This is a genomic window from Alteromonas sp. G4i13 (assembly GCF_054960505.1).
Map to the genome: position 1 here is coordinate 1 of NZ_JBHNYX010000084.1, position 5,488 is coordinate 5,488.

Here is a 5,488-nt window from a genome sequence, read left to right on the forward strand (position 1 = left end):
GTCATATTCTACGTGTGAAGTAGAAATGGTGATACCACGTGCTTTCTCTTCAGGCGCGTTATCGATTTGATCGAAAGCCTGTGCGTTACCGCCGTAAGTTTTAGAAAGAACTGTAGTGATAGCTGCAGTTAGGGTAGTTTTACCGTGGTCAACGTGGCCGATTGTACCCACGTTTACGTGGGGTTTCGTACGTTCAAACTTTTCTTTTGCCATTTCTATTATCCCAGCAAAGTTACATTAAAAAATTTAGAAATTTTACATGAGCTGGGGAGAAATAAACTGGTGCTGATAGGCAGATTTGAACTGCCGACCTCACCCTTACCAAGGGTGCGCTCTACCAACTGAGCTATATCAGCACTGATTTGGAGCGGGCAGCGGGAATCGAACCCGCATCATCAGCTTGGAAGGCTGAGGTAATAGCCATTATACGATGCCCGCAATCCTAATTCTCTGGCCACCTCATAGAGAAAGTGGTGGAGGGGGCAGGATTCGAACCTGCGAAGGCTGAGCCGGCAGATTTACAGTCTGCTCCCGTTGACCGCTTGGGTACCCCTCCAGATTGATGGTGCCGACTGCCGGAATCGAACTGGCGACCTACTGATTACAAGTCAGTTGCTCTACCAACTGAGCTAAGTCGGCACTACATCAAGTGGGTGCGCATTCTAGAGTATTGTTTAACTCTGTGCAAGTGTCTTTTTGAAAATTTTTCAATTTTCTTTTTTGACCAATTTTTCAACTAATCAAAAACTTACGTCGATGTTCCCTTTAGAAGTTCACTTCGAGCGTAGCGGGCAAGACCCTGCATCACCAAATGAGCGAGGCGCATGTTATCAGCAGATTTTAAGAATGCAAACACTTTTTTGTCTCCACCCCCTAAAATTATGTCAAATTCGGTTTGTTTGCTTGATATGTAATCAACTGCGCTCAAATAAACACCATATAGGGCAGCATGACACCCTGTTGCCACACAATCTTCTGTATCGGTCCCCACTCCAAAGGTGGTCGGAATTTCATCATTCGCGAATACTTTTTTAGTTGAAGCAACCAATGCATTACGCATTACTTGAAATCCAGGTATGATCCAACCGCCTAAATGTTGACCATCCACCACAAAATCAACCGTTATTGCCGTACCTACATCCATAACAAAAAATGCTTTTTTTGATTTTTCGGCAGCACAGACCATGGCAAGCCATCTATCAACGCCCATTTTTTGAACATTCGCGTAACTGTTTTTTATGCCGAAGGCTTCTTTCTCTGTGTGCTTTTCTACAAAAACAATATTTCGCTCGTTACACATGGCGGATATTTCATCAACCAGCTCCTGATTTCTTACCGAAGCTATATATAAATGGGAAATTTTTTTCTGAGAATCGATAAAAGAGAAGAGAGAATTGGCATCTTCACATGCATTAGGCTCTTCTTCTGCATGACAAAGCAGTGAATATTTTATTCGGGTGTTACCGATATCCACTAATATGACGTGGTTTTCTTCAATGTTGTTCATATTTTTGGTTTCAATCGCAAAGCAATGCGTAAAACGAACGGATAAAATGCTATTTAAAAATCACAAAGATGAACTACGAAGTACTTTTATTATAAAAATGGTCAAAATCTTCGTAGCTCAGCTATAAAGCAAAACAAAAATAAAAAGTTAATTGCCTCTAAGGCTAACTTCGCCGCCGTGGAAACGGGTAATACCGTCTTGCGTTTCAACAAGAAGCGCGCCGCTGGCGTCCACTCCCCTATCAATTCCGGAAAAACGCTTCTCACCCATTTGTAAAACAATGCGTTTATCGGCGTACAAGTCGAGCGCTTCCCAATATGCTGTGAATGGCCCGAAGCCCTGCTGGGTAAATTTAGGTAAATAAGACCATAGCGATTTAATTATTTCTGCAGCTAATGCATTTCTATCTGGGATAGTGCCCAAATATGACGCAAGATCGCTATGAGGCTGACCAACATCGTACTGATTATCGGGTACGCAAACATTCAAACCTATGCCGATAACACTATGCGCCGTAGCGCCTATTTGCCCTTCTACTTCAATAAGTACGCCCGCAAGCTTTTTACCTTGCAAATAAATGTCATTCGGCCATTTAAGCTCGGCGTCTTCTACGCCAAATTCTTTAAGTGCATCGCAAACAGCCAAGCCCACCAATAAGGAGAGCCCAGCCATACTCTGATAGCCGTCGGGAAAAGACCAGTACATAGAAAAAGTTAAGCTTCCGCCAACTGGCGCTAACCATGAACGGCCGTGTCTACCGCGTCCATCGGTCTGAATTTCAGCAAAAACGACATCGCCGTTTTCAAGATCTTCTCGTTTGCTGGCAATACGCTTCTTCATTTCCGTATTGGTGGAAGGTAATACTGATTCCACATCAATAACCGCTCGTTTTGTATTGCCTAAATGACGTTTAATGCTGTCGGCGCTTAACAATGGAAACCCTCGTTCTAAACGGTAGCCTTTACCTTTTACTTTAAATACATCTAATCCCCAATCGGCGAGTTGGGAAATATGCCCTGCAACTGCTGTGCGCGAAAGGCCCACTTGCTGTGCAATGGTTTCCCCTGAGTGAAACTGGCCGTCGGACAACAAAGCGAGTATATGTTTTCTTATAGCTTTTGATGCTTGTCTCATAGCGAAATAAGTCCTTTGCTTCCTAATAAGCGCACTTCTGGCTCAAGCTGTATGCCGAACTTACCCTGTACGCTTGCTATGATATCTTTTGCCATGGTTATTACATCGTTTCCGGTGGCACCACCTAAGTTAGTAAGTACCAATGGCTGTGTAGGGTGGCATCGTACTTTATTCAAAGTCTTGCCCTTAAAACCTGCCTGGTCGATAAGCCACGCGGCAGGAATTTTTATTTGTTCTTTTTCAGTGGCTGGAAAATCAGCACTTCCGCTCACCACAAAATGGGGCACTGAATCATAGTCTTGTGCAATCGCTTGAAACACTGCTTTTGAAACCACTGGGTTTTTAAAGAAACTTCCAGCATTGCCTAGCTCGGCAGGATCGGGAAGTTTGCTCTTCCTAATTTCTATTACCTTACTATACACCTTTTCTGGTGTAGGCTCAGTGAGTGCCGCTAGTTCGCCATAGCTGGTCTCGAGTTCGTAGTGCTTGGGCAGTTTAAAGTTTACATGAGTGATTAGCACTTTGTTCGCTAGTGCATGCTTGAACACACTGTCTCTATAGCCAAATTGACAGTCTACATTGCCCAACAATACCTGCTCGCCGGTTTCAAGAAATACACACTCTACTTTGTCGATTAACGTATTCACTTCTCGTCCGTACGCACCAATATTCTGAATTGGGCATGCGCCTACTGAGCCAGGTATTAAGGCGAGATTTTCGAAACCATACCACTTCTCTTTCATACACAAAGTGACGAAGTCATGCCAGTTTTCACCTGCACCTACACGTAAGTAATGGTGACTTTCAGTATCAAAATGGCTTATTCCCTTAATCTCGTTAACCAGAATTGTACCGTCAAAGTCGTCAGTGAAGACTGAATTGCTTCCACCGCCCAATATATAAATGGCTTTGTTATTGTTTTTAGAAGTTTTGAAGATAGACAGGAATGAAGTAACGTCGCTAAACGACTGGATAGAATCACAAGAAGCGGCGAGGCCAAATGTGCTGTATGGTTGTAGTGAAGGCATAGAGTTTTACGAACTGCGAACAATTCGCTAATGGTAGGGTAACGAAGCAGCAAATAAAAGCGCAAAGAAGGAATAATATTGTTGCCAATATTGCTAAGCGCTAGAGCATTACCACTTTCATTCGTTAAAGTGAGAAAACGGAAGCTAGCGCTTATACGTAAATACAGAGAACTTACTGCTCTTTGGCTTTATAACCAATACGAAACCCTCCCCAATGTTTACCGTTCACATATATCGGTGCAGATAGATCATGCATGACCTCACCTGTATCTCGTTTGTAAGTTTGTAGCAAGAAAGTAGAGGTATTGCTGCCACAACGACTTCCGGTTTTGTCATCGAATATCCGTTTCGTTCTGTTATTTGCTAAATCCGTATCGTAATTACCAGTAAGGGGCTGACTAAACTTCTTGTTGTGGGTAGGAAAGTAACCATTTACGTCAACTGCGCCGGCATAAATAATGAAACTATGTGTTTCTAATAACGGTTCTTGGATAGCGGGAAGTACGTCGTCGGTGAACTTATCAAAAGGTGTCGTGTGCTTTATAGGATTAGTGTTCGGTATAGGTGAATAGTCAAAATTAAACAGCTTTGCTTCCGATATTTTCCCTTCTGAAATCGCTTGCTCGAAACGCTCTCCAACAGTTTTCGCTGCATTTACTGCAATGTCTCTAACTTCGCTGTTTCGATCATTTACGTCGAAGCTTTCCAGCAGCCTGAAAATGTCTTCAGCTTGACTACTCAGTGATAGCGCCTGAGTAGAAACATCAGTGAGGTCGTGCTCTAATTTTTCTGTCGTCGTGTGCAACTGAAGTATATTGGTACTTATACCGGCGCTATGCTCTGCATTATTTTCTACCATTGCTTGCATAGCGCCCATCGATTCCCGAGCTTTTGTAGAGAGCATACTGGAGTGTGAGATAGCTTCTTCGCTCTCCTTTAATTTCACATTCATGTTATCACTAGAGTTAAGCACCGTTTCCATAGTAGCCACTGCGGCCTGGCTACTAGTATTCATATCCTGCAGCAGACTTTCTATTCCTGAGGTGGCATCGGTTGTTTTCTTGGCAAGCTCGCGTACTTCATCAGCAACAACGGCGAAACCACGTCCTTGATCTCCAGCTCTTGCAGCTTCAATAGCCGCATTCAGCGCTAGCATATTTGTTTGATCGGCCAATTGGTTAATGGTGTTTGTTATTGTACTTATTCCCTCGGCCTTACTTTTTAATGTAGTGAGCGCTTCAGATGACGCATTTATGTTTTTAACCAGCTGCTGTTGCTGGCTTAATACTTTTTTTAACGACGTACTTCCGAACTGCGTTTTCTCGTCAGATTCATTCATAGAAGATGCAGCATTCTGGGCAAGATCGTCTAACCGAGTTGAGGAGACTTCTAACTGTTGGAGTCTACCGCTCATCTCGCCGATGTTCGCGACTTGCTCATTAAATGCTTTTGATAACTGCTCTAAAAAGAAAGAGATAGAAGCACCACCAATAGCAATGTTACTCGCGGCATGACTAACTTTCGTTGCATCATTGCTGTGTGCATTGTTCTTATAATCGTCAGTTAGAACAATTTTACTAGCGGCTATATTTTGGTTTTGAAATACCTTCTCAATAATAAAGGCCGCGAAAAGGATAGTAAGAAACGTAGCAACTGTAGAGATTAGTAGATGTGAAGTAACAAAAGACATCACTACATTAACGAGACCGGCAATAACAGCTAAAACTAAATACTTCATCATGCACACTTAACATTTTATTAACACCTCAAAAATGTAAAGCGTTTTAAACCAATTATCCATAAGCGGATAGTATTAGTT

At 42.7% G+C, this 5,488-nt stretch carries 5 protein-coding genes and 4 tRNA genes; all 9 read right to left on the minus strand.

The annotated features are described in order from the left end of the window. A partial coding sequence (locus tag ACFI6J_RS21195; RefSeq protein ID WP_334013817.1) for a GTP-binding protein occupies positions 1-213 on the minus strand: 213 nt, incomplete at its 3' end. 67 nt (positions 214-280) lie between these two features. Further along, positions 281-356 (minus strand) — tRNA-Thr (locus tag ACFI6J_RS21200). Positions 357-363: 7 nt separating this feature from the next. Further along, positions 364-438, minus strand: a tRNA-Gly gene (locus ACFI6J_RS21205). Positions 439-471: 33 nt separating this feature from the next. Beyond that, positions 472-556, minus strand: a tRNA-Tyr gene (locus ACFI6J_RS21210). 7 nt (positions 557-563) lie between these two features. Continuing rightward, positions 564-639, minus strand: a tRNA-Thr gene (locus tag ACFI6J_RS21215). 109 nt (positions 640-748) lie between these two features. Continuing rightward, positions 749-1,507 (minus strand): type III pantothenate kinase, encoded by a 759-nt coding sequence (locus ACFI6J_RS21220; RefSeq protein ID WP_278344384.1) that lies wholly within the window; start codon positions 1,505-1,507, stop codon positions 749-751. Positions 1,508-1,654: 147 nt separating this feature from the next. Next, on the minus strand, positions 1,655-2,641 hold the full coding sequence (gene birA, locus ACFI6J_RS21225) for a bifunctional biotin--[acetyl-CoA-carboxylase] ligase/biotin operon repressor BirA (RefSeq protein ID WP_039222269.1): 987 nt from the start codon (positions 2,639-2,641) through the stop codon (positions 1,655-1,657). Then, positions 2,638-3,669, minus strand: coding sequence for a UDP-N-acetylmuramate dehydrogenase (gene murB, locus ACFI6J_RS21230; protein ID WP_462586382.1), 1,032 nt, complete (start codon positions 3,667-3,669; stop codon positions 2,638-2,640). Before murB ends, birA begins: the two co-directional genes overlap by 4 nt. Before the next feature lie 172 nt (positions 3,670-3,841). Further along, positions 3,842-5,407, minus strand: coding sequence for a methyl-accepting chemotaxis protein (locus tag ACFI6J_RS21235; protein ID WP_278344386.1), 1,566 nt, complete (start codon positions 5,405-5,407; stop codon positions 3,842-3,844). Positions 5,408-5,488: the final 81 nt, after the last annotated feature.

Bases quoted from the DNA above. Each gene is read 5' to 3' on its own strand.
- ACFI6J_RS21220 (WP_278344384.1), bottom strand. From the start codon at position 1,507: ATGAACAACATTGAAGAAAACCACGTCATATTAGTGGATATCGGTAAC.
- birA (WP_039222269.1), bottom strand. From the start codon at position 2,641: ATGAGACAAGCATCAAAAGCTATAAGAAAACATATACTCGCTTTGTTG.
- murB (WP_462586382.1), bottom strand. From the start codon at position 3,669: ATGCCTTCACTACAACCATACAGCACATTTGGCCTCGCCGCTTCTTGT.
- ACFI6J_RS21235 (WP_278344386.1), bottom strand. From the start codon at position 5,407: ATGAAGTATTTAGTTTTAGCTGTTATTGCCGGTCTCGTTAATGTAGTG.